This is a genomic window from Paraburkholderia sp. PREW-6R (genome assembly GCF_039621805.1).
Taxonomy (GTDB): domain Bacteria; phylum Pseudomonadota; class Gammaproteobacteria; order Burkholderiales; family Burkholderiaceae; genus Paraburkholderia.
The window spans coordinates 190,154-208,629 of record NZ_CP155076.1; the positions used below are offsets into that span (position 1 = coordinate 190,154).

The window sequence follows — 18,476 nt, forward strand, 5'->3', positions numbered from 1 at the left end:
ATCTTGTGCAACGAGACGCCATGATGGATATTCGCCCGATTTCCGCCCCTCCCGGCTCCAGCATTACCTTTGATCAGTTCATGGCATCGCTGCGTGAGCCCGGTAGCGCTGCGCCAATCGTATCTGCACGTCGCTTTGGAGAAGCACTTCATATCGATCTGCAGACGCTCGCGCAGCAGGCACACGTGCATCGGAATACGCTCAGCCGTCAGCCCGGCGCCGAGAGCGTACAGCGATTCCTACGGGACGCACTGCGGGCCATCCGCGCGGCCACCGACATTTCTGGAGACGTTGCGCAGGCATTGTTCTGGTATCGCAATGAGCCATTGTCAGTGTTCGACTACAAGACTGCTGAACAACTGGTTTCAGACGGTAGAACAGACGACCTGCTTCGCTACATTTCTTCGCTTGAGGCGGGCGCGGCCGGATGATCCTCACAGCACTGTCCGGGCTAACCGTCTACCGGATGCATCTTCCAAAATAGGCAGTTGCGCCGACAAGCGGCGCCGGCGCGAGCAGACACGGCGGCCGCGCAAATCGTATCGGCGTCAATGCACTCTACCTCGCATTGGACATCAACACTGCTGTACGGGAGTACCAGCAGGTGTCGCCGCTGATGCCACCTGGCACGTTAGTCAGCTATCAGCTGAGCATAGGACCAGTTGTCGATTTCACAGGCGGCTACCAGGCGGAGATATGGTCCGGATTGTGGGAAGATTTTTATTGTGACTGGCGCGGCTGCTGGTTTGATCAGCGCATTGAGCCCCCGAGTTGGGTGCTTGGAGACGAGACCATCGCGTCTGGCGCAAAAGGAATTCTTTTCAACTCGCGACTGTCGCCCGAAGGAATCAATCTGGTTCTCTACATCGACGAGTTGACGTCGTCAGACAGACTCGTGGTCCATGATCCTCTGGGCGCATTACCTCGAGATCAGTCGTCCTGGAGATAGCGAAAACCATCGAAACGGCTGGGCACTATTTTCCTATTCACGCTGGCAGACGTCATGCCGCGACTTTCGCAAAGACGTGCTAGCCGAAGTCTTCAACAACTCTTCAGCCATATCCTCGTATGCGCTAATTCGCGGTACGTGGGCGGTCATTTATCGAATACAACGGAATTCTCGCAGCGGCTATTCTGATCGCACTTCCCGATTCCAGTTGCGTATCTGTCTGCGACCACCCTCCTCGCAACGCACAATCATCGTGCAATAAAGAGGCGACCATATATGTCCCACCCGCACAATTGAGCATGACCTTGATGTCGGGTCCATCGGTCCGCTCCCGGTGAACCTCATTGGCATAGATGCGACTTGACATTCCAAGGCGTCTCGATTGGCCGACACAAGTCGCCCTACGAAGGTAGTCATGGTCACAGTTCACGACTGGTTTAGGTCGCAACTCCCGACTGCCTTCTTGACAGCCATGGCGCAGCCATCAGGGGTCGGAGGATCAGCGGAAGACCGTTAGTTGCGTACTTTTAAAAGCAATTGAGCGTTAATACATGCTGCGATAGTCATAGAAAGACATGACGGCAAACGATGCCGGCGACACCTCAAATGAAAGTGCATTTGCGACAGCGCAAATATCGCGGAGGCTGATCGCCCTGCCCATCAGCCGGCAATTGTCCGCGTGGAACCCCCAACGACGGGCAAGGCACGATCCCTGTCAGCAATGCGCTGCATGCTCACCCGGTGGAGTTACAGTCAGCGGTTGGGTTCATGTCACGCTGCCAACCGGTGCTCGTAATACGGCCGGTCCCTGTCATCCAGAATCGCATACATCGCTGCGAGATTCCTTGGGTCTGGATTGAGCCATGCGTCAATGTTTTCAGGCTTAATTGGGATAATGCAGCGGTCGTGGCCAGCCGCCGCGACTTCAGGTGGCGGCTCATCGGTCACGGCTGCGAAGGACAATAGGTCTGACTGCCCCGGTGCTGTCCAGCGAGACCACAAACAGGCAACGTGCATCAGTTCGCCGTTGCTCGGACGGAATTCGAGAACAACGTTTTCGTCCCGGTCGTGCGTTTCAAGGAGCGTGCCTTCGAATTTTGCTTTGCTTACGTTTTCATAGAAGACGTCCACGAGCATCACTCCGTGGGTGTATCCGAAGCACGGTTTCCAGAAACCCTCGAGATTGTCGCGGCGGGCGTTGTAGGTGCCCGGATATTTGACGTCGTACGAAGCTGGCTTGCCGGCAATGCGGCACTGATACCGCATCGGCTTGACGACGCGCCGGCCATCTTCTATCACCACGACGGGCGCGTAGTGACCGGGAAATATCCGCGAGTCGCGTGGCTTGGGCTCTGTCCGCGTTATATCTTCGAGCTTGCCCAACGTCCATGCAATCTTGTCGGTGGCGATACGCTGATTCTCTGTCGCGGCCTTGGTCACCTTTGTCTGCAGGGTCCGCTCAGCGTCCGCCAGGCGCTTGCGCTGCCTGAACAGGTCCTGTTCAAGTCTGGTGATCTGGGCAGCATTGAACCGGTCGATAAAGGTCTTGATTTCAAGCTCAGCGTCCGTGCGGGGTTGGGCAAACGCATCTTCCATCGCTTTCGGTATCTTCGCTTTGCTGATGCCTTCGGCGCGTTCAAAAAACAGGCGAGTGAATTCTGCAATATCCATCAGCGCACCAAAGGTGCGTACGAACCTTTGATAATCCGCCTTTATTTGAGCCGAGTAGCACACCTTGACCTCCGGTTGATGGTGCGGGCCAATCCGCTGTTGACTAACGCCAGAATTCTCCAGCAAAGCTGTTCAGACAGTCCTGAACCGCCCCGGGGAATGAACTGACCCCCGAGAGTTGGACGTTGAAGCGTTAATTTTTTCCCGCTCGCATTCGATATTCCACGGGACTCAGTCCACCAAGTTTCGATTTGATGCGATGCCGGTTGTAGTAGTCGATGTAGCCCTTCAGGCCTACCCTCAGTGCGTCGACGTCTTCGAAGTCCGTGAGATGGAAGTACTCGGCCTTCAGAGTGCCAAAGAAGCTCTCCATGGCCGCGTTATCGAAGCAATTTCCTTTTCTCGACATACTCTGCTTCATTCCGTAGCGCGCCAGTGCCACTCGGTACGGTTGCATGCGATAGTGCCAACCCTGGTCTGAATGAAGCATCGGTGTAGCCGCATTCCCGCATTTCTTGACAGCTTTCCTGAGCATGCCCATGACCATTGGGAAGTCGGGGCGATGGCTCGACTCGTAGGCAACAATTTCCCCATTGTAGAGGTCCATGACCGGAGAAAGGTACAGCTTTTTCCCCGCGACCCGGAACTCGGTCACATCGGTGACCCACTTTTCGTTTGGGCTCGATGCGGTGAATTCACGATTGAGCAGGTTCGGAGCGGCCTCGCCGACCTCGCCCTGGTATGACCGGAACTTCTTCCGGCGCACCCTCGACCTGATTCCCAATTCGTTCATGAGGCGTTGCACCTTCTTGTGATTGACTAGCTCGCCATCACTGCGGATAGTTAAGGTGATGCGACGATAGCCATACAAGCCGCGATGTGCAGCATAGACAGCCTGAATCTTCGCCTTGAGTCCACGATGCCGGTCTGGAGCGGCCAACGTCTTGGCCCGATAGTAGTACGTACTGCGTGGCAACCCCGCAGCCTGGAGAAGGTCGGCCAAGGGGAATTCCTGCCTCAGTTCAAGCACTATTTTGGCTCTTTCTGCCGCGCCAACTTCTTTGCTAGAACCAAGGCATTGAATTTTTTTAGGTACGCGACCTCCGCGCGTAACTGGTGATTCTCACGAAGGAGTTGGTCTGACTCCTCAGATCGCGGAGCTTCCAACGACTGGTTCGAGGTCTTTTTCTTTGCTGGCACCGAAACATCCTGTCCCGACGGGCGCATGCCCTTTAGCGAACGGAGCTCTCCCCGTGCTTTCTGTTGTTGCCACATCGTGATGCTGTGCGGATTGCCGATATTGTAAATGGCAGCCAGCTCTCGACAGGAAAGGTTCTCAGCCACGCCCCGGTGCACCACCTCAAGCTTGAACTCAAGGGTGTAAGCGCCACGCTGGCGGATGAGCCCAGCGTTACCATGGTGACGATATGCCGCGACCCATCGCCTCACCATGCTTTCTGCAATACCGAATTTCGCCGCAAGGAGCTTATAGCCCCCTTTGCCAGCGAGATACTCGCGAACCACCTTCCCCTTAAACTTTACATCGAATTTCCTCACGGAGCCTCCAAGGTTGTGTCCAACTCTCGGGGGTCAGTTCAAACCCGGGGCGGTTCAGTCCTGCTAGATTCCGAACCAATGCGGACCTGAAATCCAGCCTCAGGTTGTCGCAGAACATCCCCGCAACGAGTCCAGCCTCCACTTGGCTCAGCTTCGGGACAAATTGCTGCGCCATATCATGGGCCTTACCGACGAGCCGAACCCTTTCAAGCACGTCGGCGCCAGCCCCGTTTAACGATAGCGACGAGCCCGTCGACTCAACCAGATTCGTCACCGACAGCCACTCTCCGGTCAACTCAAGCGCGAGCTGGTTCGACGCTACAAGATACGTCAGCAGTTCAGCACGTGCCTGCAGGCCCAGGTTCAGCGGGGCGCTCATCGCGGTAGATGCAAGGGTAAGTCAATCCATTGTAAATCTTCACGGAACCGCGGGCCGTAGCCTCACTAGCACGTTGCCCGTTCGCAGGTCGCAGGTCGCAAACCAATCCATCCGTCATCTCGAAGTCAATCAAGGGGACGGCAGGGCAAAGCTGCGAGTGCACGACTGCCGAACCAGCAATGTGACTTGACTTAGCAAAGCGCGCGTCTTCAAAGTCTGCTGTGAGGTAATGCGCGATGACTCCTGTCGAAAGCGCTTCAGTCATCTGCTCGTCGCCAATTCGTGCAGCCGCCGCGGCACAGTGCATCCGTATGTCGACCGAGCAGCAGCAATACTCACCAGACGCGCAGAAGCAGGCGATTTCCAAATATGCAAAACGCGTGGCATTCAGGTCGTGCGTACCGACGAAGATGCGGGCGCAAGCGGGCTCACGCTCCGTAAGCGATAGCGTTGGTGCGGCTGCCCATTGACGTGCGTAATCTGGCCTGCGACTTCGACACGGTTCTTGTGCTGGACTTACGCGTTAGGAACGTGAGATTTCGACGATCCAGGCGACTCATTCGGCGGCCGAGGAAACGTGCAGCGTAGAGCATCTCGAACTGGCTGTATCGGTGGCCTATATCGTCAAGCTGATGAACAACAGTGTCGTTTCGGACTGGCTACGCACTCACTACGCTGACTACTGGTCACAGCTGAAAGCTGTCGCGGACGAAGCTCGAAGCACGCAGAAAGTGAAAGCTCCCGCTTAATGTGAACCGCGTCTACGCTCGCCGGTTGTCTGCCGTCGACCGGCTCACACGCGCTGCCTGGGCCAGTGGAACGTCGGTTCGTTAGCGGCGCTCGCGGCGACGACTGGTCAGTTGCAGTCAATGTCGTGGTTGTCCCGTCCAGTGCTCAACCGACAGGGCTGAGAGTGCATGGAGGCGTAGCAGCGCCTCACGTACGGCATAAAGCTCATCCATAAGGCCAATGGAGGCCGCAGCATCCATCATGTCGATGCACGCAGATATTGCCCTTGAACAGCCGTCGCCAATGTCACGGAGGGCGTCGCGGCGCGACAGTTTCGGTGTCCGACCAGATTCCATGGAAGCCTCCATCGGTTCATGGCATAACGCTGGGGCCAGCGGTGTCTTCGATAGTCTAGGAAACCCGCGCTCACCTCATGTGAATTATCTGCGCTATCTTGCTGACCGGCGCCCTGACTGGACAAGCGCAGAGGCAGTGGCGGATTTGTCCCTTCCGTCAGCAGAAATTCCGACTTGCGCTAATCAGCCCGCCAAGCAGATGGGACATGTCGACCAGCCGCTGCGCGACCAGATGTCGAACCTCTCCCTGGCATTGCCACGTCCCATACACCGCAAGCAAGGATGCCCCAAGCGCTTCCTTCCTCTGCTTTTCCAGCAGGCCTGGCCAGACGATGACGTTGACGTTACCCGTTTCATCCTCGAGTGTGACGAACATGACGCCTTTGGCAGTCCCGGGCCGCTGGCGGACCGTCACCAGTCCGCAGCCTCTTGCCAGGCGGCCGTCGCCATAGCTGCGCAGTGTCGACGCCGGCATCAACCGGTTTGCGAGCAGCTGCGGCCGGAGCAGTTCCAGTGGATGCCGTCCTAACGTTAGCCCAACGGACCGGTAGTCTGCAACGATGTCGTTCGCTTCCGTCGGTGCGCCCAACTGCGGTGTCTCGTCCCTGACCGTCGCTACGGCAAGCATATCCCTGTCAGGCACGGCGGCGACCGATTGCCATAGAGCTTCCCGACGATTACCGGCAAGCGAAGCGAGCGCGTTGGCGTCCGCAAGAGCATGAAGGTCTTTCCGGTCAAGCTGCGCCCTGCGGGCGAGGTCAGCGACGGTTTCAAATGGGCGCACGGCGCGGGCATTCTCAATCCGCTCTGCCGCACCGTCTTTCATGCCTCGTACGAGCGACATGCCGAGCCGGACTGCCGGGCGGCCGTGGTCGGCCAGTGGTATCAGGACGGAGTCCCAGCCGCTGACAGTGACATCAACCGGCAGCACCTTCACGCCGTGGCGTTGCGCATCCTGCACAAGCTGTGATGGCGAATAGAATCCCATCGGCTGACTGTTGAGCATCGCGCCAAGGAATGCCTCGGGCTCATGGCACTTGAGCCAGCTACTCGCATATACCAGCAGCGCAAAACTGGCGGCATGGCTTTCAGGGAAACCGTACTCACCGAAGCCCTTGATTTGCTCAAAAATACCTTCAGCGAAAGCCTGGTCGTAGCCGCGCTCGTGCATCCCGTTGACGATGCGGTCGTAGTATTTTTCGAGGCCGCCTTTCCGTTTCCACGCGGCCATCGCCCTTCTTAACTGGTCGGCCTCACCAGCTGTAAAGCCGGCAGCCAGAATGGCCACCTGCATGACTTGCTCCTGGAAAATCGGCACCCCGAGCGTCCGCCCGAGGGCCGTCTTCAGCGCTTCACTCGGATACGTCACAGGTTCGAAGCCCTGACGCCGTTGCAGGTAAGGATGGACAGCACCACCCTGAATCGGTCCGGGTCGCACAATGGCAACTTCAATGACCAGGTCGTAAAACGTCCGTGGCTTCATACGGGGCAACATGCTCATCTGCGCCCGCGACTCAATCTGGAAAACACCAACAGTGTCCGCGGCGGAAATCATCTCGTACGTTTGGGAATCCTCCGGTGGAATGTCCTGCATTTCGAAGCGCTCGCCCCGCTGCTCTGACACGATGTCCAGCGTCCGACGGATGGCCGACAGCATGCCAAGCGCGAGCACGTCAATTTTCAGAAGACCAAGCGCCTCAAGGTCATCCTTGTCCCATTCGATGACGGACCGGTCCGCCATGGCCGCATTCTCGACAGGGACAAGCCGCGTGAGTTTGCCCCGACTGATAACGAAGCCGCCTGAGTGCTGCGACAGGTGGCGCGGAAAGCCAAGGAGCTGGGAAGCGAGCCGCGCCCACGCCTGGATGAGCGGCTTCTCCGGGTCGAGCCCGGACTCGGCGAAGCGCTTGAGGAGGTCCTGGCTAGTGTCGAACCACTGATGGCTTTTTGCGACGAGGTCAACAATCTGGGGGTCAACGCCAAGTGCCTTGCCGGTTTCACGCAGCGCACCCCGGGGCCGGTATGTTGAGACTGCTGCAGCAATCGCTGCGCGGTCGCGGCCGTACTTGCGGTAGATATATTGAATCACCTCTTCGCGCCGCTGGTGTTCGAAGTCGACGTCGATGTCCGGCGGCTCACCGCGCTCCTTGCTGATGAACCGCTCGAACAGCATGTTGCCGCGCGCGGGGTCCACCTCGGTCACACCCAGGCAATAACAGACTGCGGAATTGGCGGCCGACCCACGACCCTGGCAAAGGATATGCTGACTGCGTGCGAAGCGAACAATGTCGTACACAGTGAGAAAGTACGGCTCGTACTGTAGCTCGGCTATGAGCTCCAGCTCGTGCTCAATCTGCTCCTGCACCTTGTGCGGGATGCCAGACGGAAAGCGTCGCTGCGCGCCGATGTAGGTTTCCTGCCGGAGATAGGCTTTCGCGGTGATGCCTGCGGGTACCAGCTCGTCTGGATATTCATAGCGAAGCTCATCGAGCGAGAAGGTACAGCGGCTCGCAATGTCGACGGTCGCTGAGAGTGCTTCTGCCGGGTACAGGTTCGCAAGCCGGAGCCGGGACCGCAGATGCTGTTCGGCGTTTGGCGCAAGCTCGTAACCGCATTCGTGTACGGATTTCCCGACGCGGATGGCGGTCATCGTATCCTGAAGTGGCTTGCGCGAGCGCACATGCATGACGACATGCCCCAACGCCACCACGGGTACATCCATGCTGCGCGCGATGAATTCGACCGAGCCACGGTGAATGTCATCCATCGCGCGCTGGTGAAGCACCAACCCTACCCAGGCGCGGCCCGTGAATGTATCGTTCAGCCACTCGACCTGTGCGGCAAGGACATCCTCGCTGGCGGGAAAATCCGGCACAAGAATGGCGAGGCAGTCCGGCATACCGCGAAGGTGTCGATATTCCTTCTCGGGACGCGAGAGGTCCTGTGGCGTCAGGCGATATTCGCCCTTGGCCGCCCGGGTACGGGCAAGCGTAATCAGCTCGGACAGGTTGCCGTACCCCTCGCGGTTTCTGGCCAGCAGGATAATTCCGAATGCAGGCGAGCCGTCGGCATTGACCAGCCGGAAGAACGAGCCGACGATAAATGGCAGCTTTGCTTCCTTCGCGGCGACATGCGCACGCACAACACCCGCTAGCGAACATTCGTCTGTGACAGCCAGCGCCGAATATCCTAGCTGTGCCGCGCGCTCAGACAGTTCCTCGGCATGCGAAGCGCCGTGCAGGAAGCTGAAATTCGAGAGGCAGAAAAGCTCGGCATACGCCGGAAGGACATTGAAGGTAGTCTCCATGGCGCATCAGCCGAACAGTCCGTGAAGGAACCATCGCTGCTCTTCCTCGGCATCCCGGCTGCTGACGCGCTCGCGATATATCCAGTAGCAACTCTGGTCTTCCCCTTGCGCCACAAAATAGTCGCGCGTTACGAGCTCACCATCAAACCAGCCGGCCTCGATGCGTTCACCGGGCGACACCATCCGCAGTGGGGACCCATAGAAAGGACGATGCTGGCGCATCAGCAGTCTCACCGGGCTGTCCAGCATCCACGTCGGCCTCGGCAAACCGTGCGGAAGTGCTCCCTGCTTCGACCTGAGTGTCACCGGCACCCAGCGGTTGGCGACCTCCGGGCGATGGTCGGCAGTCGGTGCCGGCCGGAGAACGTTATCTTCGCCAAGTCGAGCAACGAGCAGCTCAAGAAGGCGCGCGTGGTCTTCCTTGGAACCGCCCGGCTCCGGGAACAGCGTATCGGATGCCGGTGCCGCGGACTCCACTTTCGATGCATCGAGCCGCAACGCGATAACCGGCGCAGCCAGCTCAATCCGGTGCAACCGCTCTTTCAGCAGCCTGACGAGATGCTCCTCCTTCCAGGTCGGCTCGCCCAGCGCGACGTCAATGGCCGTCGGGTCCATAGCGTCGCGCCCACGTTCATGTTCGAGCAGCAGTCTGACAGCCGTGACCGCAAGCTGCCTGGCGCAGAGCCAGCCACACAGTTGCACAATGAGCCGATGGGCCCCGAAGACTGCGCCGTCCGCATCCTCAAGCCGGTCAGGCATTTCAATGCGCGCGGAAAAAGTGGGCGGGAGTTCCAGCCAATCGAATAGTTCGGGCGCGGTGCCAAATGCCCGGTCGAGCGAGTCGAGCAGATGTTCACCACAGCGACGCTGCAGGCCGGCGCGGGGCAAACGCCTGATGTCCGCAATGGTCTCGCAGCCAAGTCCGGAGAACCAGTCTCCGAACGGACGAACTTCGGGAACGGCCATCATCGGTAGTGCCGCCAGTCGTTGCTCAAGTGACGCGAGCTTGAGCACGCGACGGTTCCCAAACTTTGCGAGTAGCCATGCACCCTGGCCGGTCGGCGAAGCGCTGATGCGCGCGGTAAGTCCGAGCGTTCCGAGAACAGCCTTCGCTTCCCGGCACAATGCGAGCAACCCGCCGAAGAGTCGCAGACTCGCGCCGACCTCCGCCACGACTGTCGCTTCGTCAAGCAATGCGACCTCAGGTGAAAAGCGCATCAGGGCAACGCCCACCTCCCTCTGTGCCGCGGCCTCCCTGGCGGCATCACGTTCATGCATCTCCGTTTCCGGCGATAGTGTCAGCACGCCACCGCGCTTCATTCCGGGGCGCACGCCAGCTGCACGAGCGGTGCTGTCGGTAATGACCACCTTGTCTTTCTCCAGGACCGCACTTCCGTGCTGGGGCTCAGGTGACCACTTCGGTCGGAACACCTCGAGCGGCAACTTCGGCAAGTGGACGGCGAGAAAGACGCGCATGTCGGGAAAGCAATACAGGAGTAGGTTGAAGGGGAATCGACAGCGGCTCTGCGCGGGCGGGCCCTCGTCGTTTCACGATGTCGACGGTCAGACCGTCGGCTGATGGTCTTAACGCCAGCCGTAACAATGCGGGCGACGAATCCTGTGCGGCGGCAAGCGGCCTGACCATCACGAAAAGCGTTTCCGACGACTGCGCTGCTAAATGCAGGCGCCGCAGCGATGAGGCCTGCGCGTACTGCGCCCAGAAAATGAGCGCACCGCAGCTGCCTGCCCGCAGAATCTGCTCCGCCGACCAGAGCGCATCTGCGGTCTTCCGCGCTTTCACCCGCATCACCTGGTCAATGGGAAGTCCAATGTAGCTCAGCCCAAGTCCATCCGGGGTGTGCGGTGGCTGCACAAACGCAACCGGGCGGTTGCCCGAACCACTGAGCGCAGGGCGCAACAGTCGCAGTTCCCCGACCCCGGCCTGCTGGACCATCAGGTCGACAAGCGCACCGACCGGCCAACCGCCGCCCGGGAGCTCGGCTGACAATGCGGCATAGCCGGTCTCAACGACCCGCCCACGGCCGCGCGCGAGCTGGGACGCGCGCCACAGGGACGGATGTATCTCTTCGGCCGTGACAGTAGCGCTGGACATATGAGAAAAGAAAACCTGTATATTTATACAGTATGCTACACGCAAATTCGTAGGTGCGAACTGTCACTTTTTAAGGAACGGGGCGACGCGACGTTCATCGCGCGGCATCAGGCCCCTCTCCTGTGTTCAGATGAAGTCCATCGTGAGCGCAGATGTATGGGTCCCGCCTTATATAGGGCATCGACAGGCCTGACCGTCCGATGCGAGGGCAAAAGTGGGCGACTGATTTCGTTCAGGAGTTGCGGAAGATTGACGCTACGTTGAAGATGGCCGGTATCGACACTGCGCGTAAGCAGCAGGCATGTGTCGAACCGCCCCGCTTTACACAATCAACGATAAACAGGAATAGCAGACCTTCAAGGTCGACCGATGCAAACCGACCAATACCGCGGATACACGTTGTGGGGCCATGCCATCGTGCAGCAGGAAGAAGGCATGCACCGGGAGCGCTTCGCCGGGAGCGGCACCATCATGCGCGACTCGAAGGTTGTAGTGGCCTCTGGAGTGCTTGGCGCCTTTGATACTGATGAAGAGGCAGAATCGGCCGGCCTGTCTTGGTGTCGTGCGTGGGTCGATAACCACGGCTAGCGACTGGTCTCGCAAAACATCCCCTCCTGCGCCAGTGCTGGCACCGCCGAGGCTGATTGGTCCCCCTGACGGGAAAGCCAGTCCGATGCTTTTTTCAACCGACCATGCAGCGATCGGCCAGACGCGACCCCAAACGGTCCTAAAGACATCTTTTCTTAACGGCGGCTCCTTAAAGGAGTGAAGCGGCCTTCCGTTCGTTAAACAACGACATGAAGACACACCTCAAGTTCCCGCTTTAGAGGCCGTTATTCGCCTTGACGGAGCGCAGCTCCGCCAAGCCGCCCTCGCCCTTAATCGACGCGAGAAATGCAACACCACCGTCGGCCAATCCTTCGATCCTCCAATCGATGAAACTAATCGTCGCACTCACCGCCATTACTGTCCTGACAGCCTGCACATCGATCTCGGAAGTCTCGCCGGCCGGAGACGGACATTACACCGTAACAACGCAGGTACGCGGCGGAATGACTCCTTGGGGAGAGATCAAGGCGTCAAGTCTGAAACGTGCTGACGAGTACTGCAGGCAAGAGGGAAAGCAGATGCATCAGGTCGACATGCAGACGCACGGCGTTCGCGGCTGGACGCCTCAAGAGGCAGAACTGACATTCGCGTGTGTGTCCGGCTAGAGGCAACATGCTGGCGGCCGACTTAAGACGTCAACCTTTCGCCGGCACGCGGTAATGGCTCCGACCGCCTGGACGGAAAAGCGCAGATCGCGAAATTCTGAAGATTCGACTGGCGAAGTGATGCGACTGTGCGTCCGCTTTCAGATTCGCAATGTCGTCAGCGTCGGACAGCAATCGCCCCGAAGCTGACGGTTGCTGAAACGAACACTTAACGGCTGGAAGCACCGTGGTTCGGTCAGTCAGGCCGGTGTTAAGCAACAGCCAATTGTCAGCGCTCTTTTCCGAAGAACTGATTCAGGTACATATCGCTAGCACGCGCGCCCCCACTTCCCCTTCAACAGCCATGGTCGAGACAGCGTGGAGGCCCAGAAGAGTCTCGCGTACGGCATGGAGCCGCTCCGTTACACCAATGACGGCTGCGGCATCGATCATGTCGATGCAGGCCGAAAGGACCGTTGAGCATCCTGGGTCGATCTCGCAGTACGCGTCCCGGTGCAGCGTTTCGGGCTTCTGGACATATTAATGACGGCTCCACGGTTCGTCCGGCTTGATTCCAGGGTTCGTGGACCCTATTTTGACGGTCCAAGGACGGTCACAGGGTTGCAAGGATTTTTTATTAAAAACTTGCGCAATAGAGTTGCAACCCCGCGTTGGTTCTAAACTGCAAAGCGCGCCCCGGGCAGGCGCTGCCAATTTGGTGTAATATGGATGCCAAATGGCAGGAGGTGCTATGACCGTCATCGAGAAGATTTCTGCAGATTCGTTGTTGGGCGGACGCGCGGTCTTGCGCCGTGCCCCTCGGTCGGGTCTCGAATGGGTCGATATCGTCCGTCACGGCATCTCCTCCCAGGCGCTCGACTCAATGCTCAAATCCATTGCAATCTCGCAGTCAGAACTGGCGCAGGCGCTCGATATACCCGAGCGCACCTTGGCGCGGCGCAAGCGCGAAGGCGTCTTCAGCCGCGAGGAGTCGGCCAAATTACTGCGGCTTGCGCGTGTCGCGGCGCGCGCGGCGGAGGTATTTGAAGATCTCAATCTGGCCATCGGGTGGCTCAAGTCGCCGGCGGCCGCACTAGGTGATGCTACCCCGCTCAGCCTTCTCGATACGGACATTGGGGCCGATAGCGTGATGGATACGCTCGGGCGCCTCGAGCATGGTGTTTTTGCATGACCTTGACGGTATGGCGGGTAGTGACAGCGCGGTATGCTGATAACGCCTTCTCCGGCGAAGGCGCGCGACTTTATGGTGGGCGGTGGAACCCGAAAGGCGTCGCGCTCATATATACAGCACAGACCCAATCACTGGCACTCCTCGAGATGCTCGTGCAGGACTCACCGCTGCGAGCACGATATGTGATGATCCCAGCCCAGATTCCTGAGATCCTGATCGAGCGCGTGGATGCTACAGATTTGCCGCCCGACTGGCGGGATCTCAGTGCACGGACCGAGCTGCAACAGATTGGTGCCAGGTGGGCGCAGAAGCTGACGAGCGCAGTGCTTGCAGTGCCGAGCGCGGTCGTCCCTGCTGAAGCCAACTATCTGCTGAACCCTGGTCATCCAGACTTCTCGCAAATCGCAATCGGGAGGCGCGATGAATGGGAGACTGATCCGCGGTTGTTAAGGCGCGCCGCTCGAAACGATGCTTGACGATGTGTCCGCGAGCGGTCGACGGGCACCGTTGATCCGGCGACCAGGTGATCCGTTCTGAACTTACGCTTGACGAGTAGACACCGGATAACGGGGTGGGACGATGCTTTAACGACTCGTCTAGTCGTTCGGTTTCCGATGTACTGAACATACATCTAATAAGCCAGATTTTCGGATAACGGCAAAGCTGTAATGTCGTACCTGGACAAAGTTGGAATTTCGCTTGTCATACTGGCCGACCTTTGACGGGAGGCTCGCATGACGACATCTAGAACGATCACCATAACGATCCGCGAGGTTGACCGGCTCAGGACGATCCAGTTGCTGGTCGATGGCATGCTAATGACGTTGCAGGCTGCGCAACGGCTCCATCTGAGCCGGCGTCAGGTTGAGCGGCTGATCGTCCGCTATCGCAGCCAGGGCGCTTCGGAATTGCTGTCACGGCATCGTGAGCACCCGGGCGCCTAACTTGGCAGACGGCGTGGGCGAGCTGGTCCGGATCGACTGCTTTGGCAAGGTGCCACGGAGCGCCTTCAATGCGCACCGGCCGCTCCGTGAGGATGAGAATCTCGACACGATCCTGACGTGGCGTGAACCGCGGCGCGTCACGCGTTCTCTGACGCTGCAGTACAACCGGGAAATCTACCTGCTCGATGACACAGAGGCGAACCGCAGGCTGGCAGCACGCTACATCGACGTGTTTGAGTATCCGGACGGTCGCATTGAGGTTCGCGCGGACGGTGTCGCCCTTCCCTGCACCCCTTATGACCGCCTCGCGGAGATCGATCAGGGCGCGGTGGTTGACCACAAGCGGCTGGGTCACGTGCTTCAGGTCGCGCAGCTGGTTCAGGCCGATCGCGATAACCGTCGTGCGTCAGGCTCGCCGTCACGGACCTATCAGGGGCAGGCGCCGAAGCCGAAGGAGCGCAAGGCTGGGACAAAGAAGCAGCGGGAGATCACGGTCGATGATCTGAACACCGCGATTGGCAGAACGACGGTCAGCCTCCAGGACTCCTTGATCAAAATCTCGTCAAGGAGATAGCAAAGCTACAACTACGACACTTCTACTTTGTTGCCGCTACGACATTTGAGAATGGCCTTGACATCGCGTGTGTAGTAGCTTTATAGAAATGTCATGTTCTGGTCTCGGTATTGCCGGTTCCCTGCGGGACTACGGAGCCTGCCCTGCATGCAGCTGCACCGGCGACATTGAACATGCGCAACTCGACCGTCTGAAGGTCATCCAGGCCGTTGTCGACACGGGCCTTGAGCCTGGTCGCGCGGCCGAACGCCTGGGCTTGACCGTACGTCAGTTTGAGCATCTTGTGATCCGCTACCAGCAATCCGGTGCAGGCGGGACTGGCATCGCGCAGACGTGGCCGTTCCGGCAACCGGAAGCTGGACGAAGGATTGGCCCAGCGGCCGCTGGCGACCATCCGGGAGCGCTATGCGGATTTCGCGCGCAAATTCCACGATCTGTTCGTCGCACGCACGAACGAGGTCAACACCGAAGCGTCGCGCAAGATCGGCGAACCGTACGCAATTGAGGCCGCGATTCGCGGCAAGCCACCGGACGAACGAAGACCTGTCAGGCAAGAATAGGCTCGTCCGCTACTCGATGCGTTCGAGATCTGGCTGCGCTCGACATGGAGTACGGTGTCGCAGAAAAGCGATACCGCCAAAGCCATCAACGACGCGCTGAACCAGTGGACCGCGCTCACGCTGTACGTCGATGACGGCGCCGTGGAAATCGACGACAACGCAGCCGAGCGCGCTCTACGTGCCGTTGCTCTCAGCCGGATGAACTATCTGCACTTCGGCTCCGACAGCGGCGGCGAACGCGGGGCCGCAATCTGCACACTGGTTGGTACCGCCAAACTGAATGGCCTTGATCCCGAGGCCTGCCTGCCCACGTCATCGCTCGCATCGCCGAGCACCCCGTCAATCGCGTTGATGACCTGCTGCCATGGGTTGTTGCCGATCAGCTTCATCACGACATCGCCTGACTCAGCACGCCGCGTCCAACTGTTCGATATCAACACTCTGTCAGGAACGGTCGCGGTCGCGACGGTGGGCGGCGACAATTGTCTTGGCCGGTCGTTGACGATTGCTTTGGCCGGTGGTGAGGAGTCGTAGGCGGCGTAGCCGCCGGAGACGACGAGCCACCGGCAGCGCCGTGTCGGCGGGGCTTTAGGATGGGCTGATCGAAGCTTAAAGAAGAAGCGGTCAGCTCATGTCTGGAACCCGCATTACCGACCAACAGGTTCGTCTCTACATGAACAAGCGCAAACACCATTCTCAGGAAGTCGCTGCCGCCAAGACCGGTATCAGCGTGCGCACGGCACGCCGCATCGAGCGCGATGCCACGTTGCCCTCCCAGAAGCCTCGTCAATCTTGGCGGACCCGCCCTGATCCCTTTATCGACGTATGGGACAGCGAAGTCGTACCGTTGCTGCGCAACGCGCCCCACCTGATGGGCATCACGATCTTGCGCAAGCTGCAGGATGATCATCCGGATCGTTATCCCGACAGCATGCGTCGCACGCTGGAGCGACGTATTCGCCAGTGGCGGGCACTCGAAGGGCCTGGCCTGGAGGTGTTCTTCCCCCAGGAGCATCAGCCCGGCGTGCGTGGACTGTCGGACTTCACCGATATGAGCAAGCTGTGCGTGACGATCGGCGGCGCCCCGTTTGGCCACCGGCTGTATCACATCGTACTGGCGTTCTCGCGCTGGGAGTATGCGAACGTTGTTGAGGGTGGCGAGAGTTTCGAGGCCCTCGCAGCGGGATTGCAGAACGCGCTATGGCAAGCGGGTGGCTGCCCGCGCGAACATCGCTCTGACAGCCTGTCGGCTGCCCTTTAAGAACCTGACGGAGCAGGAGGACTTCACGACGCGTTACGCAGCGCTGCTCGATCATTACGGCATGGAGGGTACGCGCAACAATCGCGGTCTGGGTCACGAGAATGGCAGCGTGGAATCCTCGCATCGATATCTGAAGGAAGCGGTCGACCAGGCCCTGATGCTGCGGGGCCATCGCGACTTCGCGGACCGGGCGGCCTACGATGAATTCATCCGTGAGGTGGTGATGCGCCGAAACCGGCGCAACGCTGCGGCGTTTCGCATTGAGCGCGCACAGCTGCAGAATTTACCTGAACGCCGTACCACTGACTTCGTCGAGGAAGAGGCGCTCGTGACCCGTTGCAGCACGTTCACCGTGCGCGGCATCCTGTACAGCGCGCCGTCGCGCCTGATCGGCCATCGCCTCAAGGTACGTCTCTACGGTGATCGGCTCGACTGCTATCTGTCTGGCGCTCTGGTGCATAGCACCGCGCGAGCTTCTCGTGCCGCCGACAACCGCCACGCGCTTGACTACCGACACTTCATCGACTCGCTCAGGCGCAAGCCACAGGCATTCAAGGGGCTCGCGTTCCGTGATGCACTGTTTCCTCGCGAAGCCTATCGCCGGACCTGGGAGCAGTTGGAGGGACAGCTGTCGCAACGTCAGGCCTGCAAGAGCATGGTGGGCCTGCTCGAACTCGCGGGACACCACGGCGTTGAAGCGCTACTGGCCGAACGGCTTGAAGCGTTGCTCGCAGCCGGTGACCTGCCCGATCTGAAGCAGTTGCGCGACGAATTCGCGCCACGTCAAGCATTGTGCCCTGAGGTGGTGGTCGAAATGCCCCCTGTGGCGATCTATGACGAGCTGCTCGACCAGGTGGCAGCATGAACGCTCCCGCCCACGACAACGGCCGTCTGGCCCTGATGCTCAACGAGCTACGTTTGCCGACCATCGGCAGGTTGTGGCCCGAGTTCGCGGAGCGCTCTGACAAGGAAGGCTGGCAGGCTTCACGGCTGCTCGGCGCATTGCTCGAGCACGAACTGGCCGAGCGAGTCAAACGACGCATCGAGCGCCACCGAACCGAGTCGCATCTGGATCCGACCAAGACGCTTGCTAACTTCGACTTCGGCATGCTGCCGATGGTCTCGAAAGCGCATGTCACGGCGCTGGCAACCGGGGAATCCTGGCTGGAGAAAGGCGCCACGATTCTCCTGTTCGGGCCGCCTGGCGCCGGCAAGAGTCATCTTGGATCGGCCATCGGACACGCGCTGATCGACGCTGGCTACCGGGTGCTGTTCACGCGCACCAGCGAACTCGTCCAGAAGCTCCAGGCTGCACGCCAGAGCCTGCAACTGCCATCCGCGCCCGCGAAGCTCGATCGCTTCGATCTCATCATCCTGGATGACCTGTCGTACGCGCGCAAGGACCAGGCCGAAACCAGCGTACTGTTCGAACTGATCGCCGAGAGGTATGAGCGCAAAAGTCTTTTAATAACGGCCAATCAGCCGTTCTCTGGCTGGAACGATGTGTTCCCCGACCCCGGCATGACGGTCGCAGCCATCGACCGGCTCGTCCATCACTCGACGATCTTCGAGCTGAACGTCGAAAGCTATCGCCGTCGTAAGGCCAGCGACAAACAGAGCGCGCGCCGGCGACAATTACCCGACGACAATTACGATGGAGGCGCGACAACTATGAATTAGCCCGCGACAAC

Annotated in this window: 12 protein-coding genes and 4 pseudogenes; 10 read left to right on the forward strand and 6 right to left on the reverse strand. The window is 59.4% G+C overall.

All coding sequences use genetic code 11. From position 1 onward, the window contains the following. Nucleotides 1-20 precede the first annotated feature (20 nt). A complete protein-coding gene (locus AAGS40_RS29990; RefSeq protein WP_345817645.1) occupies nt 21-431 on the forward strand; it encodes a DUF2384 domain-containing protein in 411 nt (136 codons plus the stop codon). Nucleotides 432-502: 71 nt separating this feature from the next. Further along, nucleotides 503-949: pseudogene (locus tag AAGS40_RS29995) on the forward strand (RES family NAD+ phosphorylase); the annotation flags it as partial. Between the two features lie 771 nt (nt 950-1,720). Here AAGS40_RS29995 and AAGS40_RS30000 read toward each other — a convergent pair. From AAGS40_RS30000 to imuA, 5 genes are all read right to left on the reverse strand, one after another. Beyond that, nucleotides 1,721-2,683, reverse strand: a complete 963-nt coding sequence (locus AAGS40_RS30000; protein WP_345817841.1) for an SOS response-associated peptidase family protein — start codon at nt 2,681-2,683, stop codon at nt 1,721-1,723. 130 nt (nt 2,684-2,813) lie between these two features. Next, nucleotides 2,814-4,177 (reverse strand): IS3 family transposase gene (locus AAGS40_RS30005; RefSeq protein WP_345817646.1). Its coding sequence is split into 2 segments (ribosomal slippage): nt 2,814-3,703 and nt 3,703-4,177, totalling 1,365 coding nucleotides; the frame shifts between segments, so codons are not numbered across the junction. A 1,621-nt stretch (nt 4,178-5,798) separates the two neighbouring features. Further along, nucleotides 5,799-8,948 carry an error-prone DNA polymerase gene (locus tag AAGS40_RS30010; RefSeq protein WP_345817647.1) on the reverse strand — a complete coding sequence of 1,050 codons (3,150 nt, stop codon included), beginning with the start codon at nt 8,946-8,948 and terminating at the stop codon, nt 5,799-5,801. A 6-nt stretch (nt 8,949-8,954) separates the two neighbouring features. Continuing rightward, complete coding sequence (locus tag AAGS40_RS30015; RefSeq protein WP_345817648.1) at nt 8,955-10,424, reverse strand: DNA polymerase Y family protein; 1,470 nt, start codon at nt 10,422-10,424, stop codon at nt 8,955-8,957. Beyond that, complete coding sequence (gene imuA, locus AAGS40_RS30020; protein ID WP_345817649.1) at nt 10,354-11,061, reverse strand: translesion DNA synthesis-associated protein ImuA; 708 nt, start codon at nt 11,059-11,061, stop codon at nt 10,354-10,356. The genes AAGS40_RS30015 and imuA overlap by 71 nt, the downstream gene beginning before the upstream one ends. A 369-nt stretch (nt 11,062-11,430) precedes the next feature. Between imuA and AAGS40_RS30025 the strand changes: the two genes are divergently transcribed. The 5 genes and pseudogenes from AAGS40_RS30025 to AAGS40_RS30045 form a co-directional block, all read left to right on the forward strand. After that, nucleotides 11,431-11,649 (forward strand): hypothetical protein, encoded by a 219-nt coding sequence (locus AAGS40_RS30025; protein WP_345817650.1) that lies wholly within the window; start codon nt 11,431-11,433, stop codon nt 11,647-11,649. A 1,356-nt stretch (nt 11,650-13,005) separates the two neighbouring features. After that, entirely contained in the window at nt 13,006-13,446 is a 441-nt protein-coding gene (locus tag AAGS40_RS30030) for an antitoxin Xre-like helix-turn-helix domain-containing protein (RefSeq protein WP_345817651.1), read from the forward strand. After that, nucleotides 13,443-13,922 (forward strand): RES family NAD+ phosphorylase, encoded by a 480-nt coding sequence (locus tag AAGS40_RS30035; protein WP_345817652.1) that lies wholly within the window; start codon nt 13,443-13,445, stop codon nt 13,920-13,922. Before AAGS40_RS30030 ends, AAGS40_RS30035 begins: the two co-directional genes overlap by 4 nt. Before the next feature lie 258 nt (nt 13,923-14,180). Continuing rightward, complete coding sequence (locus tag AAGS40_RS30040) at nt 14,181-14,390, forward strand: helix-turn-helix domain-containing protein (protein ID WP_345817653.1); 210 nt, start codon at nt 14,181-14,183, stop codon at nt 14,388-14,390. A gap of 40 nt (nt 14,391-14,430) precedes the next feature. After that, a pseudogene (locus tag AAGS40_RS30045) lies at nt 14,431-14,964 on the forward strand (ISNCY family transposase); the annotation flags it as partial. Between the two features lie 91 nt (nt 14,965-15,055). Here the strand turns inward: AAGS40_RS30045 and AAGS40_RS30050 are convergent. Then, the gene (locus tag AAGS40_RS30050; protein WP_345817654.1) at nt 15,056-15,244 is read right to left on the reverse strand and encodes a hypothetical protein; all 189 of its coding nucleotides are present in this window, start codon (nt 15,242-15,244) and stop codon (nt 15,056-15,058) included. A gap of 139 nt (nt 15,245-15,383) precedes the next feature. Between AAGS40_RS30050 and AAGS40_RS30055 the strand changes: the two are divergent. The 3 genes and pseudogenes from AAGS40_RS30055 to istB all read left to right on the forward strand — a co-directional run. Continuing rightward, nucleotides 15,384-15,928 (forward strand): annotated as a pseudogene (locus tag AAGS40_RS30055) (transposase); the annotation flags it as partial. Nucleotides 15,929-16,155: 227 nt separating this feature from the next. Beyond that, nucleotides 16,156-17,650: pseudogene (gene istA / locus AAGS40_RS30060) on the forward strand (IS21 family transposase). Beyond that, on the forward strand, nt 17,647-18,465 hold the full coding sequence (istB, locus tag AAGS40_RS30065) for an IS21-like element helper ATPase IstB (RefSeq protein WP_345817655.1): 819 nt from the start codon (nt 17,647-17,649) through the stop codon (nt 18,463-18,465). Before istA ends, istB begins: the two are co-directional and overlap by 4 nt. Nucleotides 18,466-18,476: the final 11 nt, after the last annotated feature.

Coding starts and splice junctions, on each gene's coding strand:
- AAGS40_RS30040 (WP_345817653.1), top strand. CDS start 14,181: ATGACGACATCTAGAACGATCACCATAACGATCCGCGAGGTTGACCGG.
- AAGS40_RS29990 (WP_345817645.1), top strand. CDS start 21: ATGATGGATATTCGCCCGATTTCCGCCCCTCCCGGCTCCAGCATTACC.
- AAGS40_RS30015 (WP_345817648.1), bottom strand. CDS start 10,424: ATGCGCGTCTTTCTCGCCGTCCACTTGCCGAAGTTGCCGCTCGAGGTG.
- AAGS40_RS30030 (WP_345817651.1), top strand. CDS start 13,006: ATGACCGTCATCGAGAAGATTTCTGCAGATTCGTTGTTGGGCGGACGC.
- AAGS40_RS30010 (WP_345817647.1), bottom strand. CDS start 8,948: ATGGAGACTACCTTCAATGTCCTTCCGGCGTATGCCGAGCTTTTCTGC.
- istB (WP_345817655.1), top strand. CDS start 17,647: ATGAACGCTCCCGCCCACGACAACGGCCGTCTGGCCCTGATGCTCAAC.
- AAGS40_RS30025 (WP_345817650.1), top strand. CDS start 11,431: ATGCAAACCGACCAATACCGCGGATACACGTTGTGGGGCCATGCCATC.
- AAGS40_RS30035 (WP_345817652.1), top strand. CDS start 13,443: ATGACCTTGACGGTATGGCGGGTAGTGACAGCGCGGTATGCTGATAAC.
- AAGS40_RS30050 (WP_345817654.1), bottom strand. CDS start 15,244: ATGCTCAAACTGACGTACGGTCAAGCCCAGGCGTTCGGCCGCGCGACC.
- imuA (WP_345817649.1), bottom strand. CDS start 11,061: ATGTCCAGCGCTACTGTCACGGCCGAAGAGATACATCCGTCCCTGTGG.